At 46.8% G+C, this 583-nt stretch carries 2 tRNA genes; both read left to right on the top strand.

Features of this window, described 5'->3' with window-relative positions:
* The first annotated feature begins 115 nt into the window (after positions 1 to 115).
* Positions 116 to 192 (top strand) — tRNA-Ile (locus tag TALK_RS21895).
* Between the two features lie 30 nt (positions 193 to 222).
* Positions 223 to 298, top strand: a tRNA-Ala gene (locus TALK_RS21890).
* The last annotated feature ends 285 nt before the right edge of the window (positions 299 to 583 follow it).

Raw genomic sequence — 583 nt, 5'->3', positions numbered from 1 at the left:
GTAGGGGAACCTGCGGCTGGATCACCTCCTTAATCGACGACATCAGCTGCTCCATAAGTTCCCACACGAATTGCTTGATTCATTGAAGAAGACGATAAAGAAGCAGCCCGAAATTGGGTCTGTAGCTCAGTTGGTTAGAGCGCACCCCTGATAAGGGTGAGGTCGGCAGTTCGAATCTGCCCAGACCCACCAATTTTGTGTGGGAAACGCCTGTAGAAATACGGGGCCATAGCTCAGCTGGGAGAGCGCCTGCCTTGCACGCAGGAGGTCAACGGTTCGATCCCGTTTGGCTCCACCACTACTGCTTCTAGACGTTGAAAGCTTAGAAATGAGCATTCCATCACTGCGATGGTGAATGTTGATTTCTAGTCTTTGATTAGATCGTTCTTTAAAAATTTGGGTATGTGATAGAAAGATAGACTGAACGTTACTTTCACTGGTAACGGATCAGGCTAAGGTAAAATTTGTGAGTTCTCTTAATTGAGAAATTCGAATTTTCGGCGAATGTCGTCTTCACAGTATAACCAGATTGCTTGGGGTTATATGGTCAAGTGAAGAAGCGCATACGGTGGATGCCTTGGCA

The organism is Thalassospira alkalitolerans, from assembly GCF_002115745.1.
GTDB classification, from domain to species: domain Bacteria; phylum Pseudomonadota; class Alphaproteobacteria; order Rhodospirillales; family Thalassospiraceae; genus Thalassospira; species Thalassospira alkalitolerans.
This window is presented reverse-complemented; position numbering and strand designations above follow the sequence as displayed.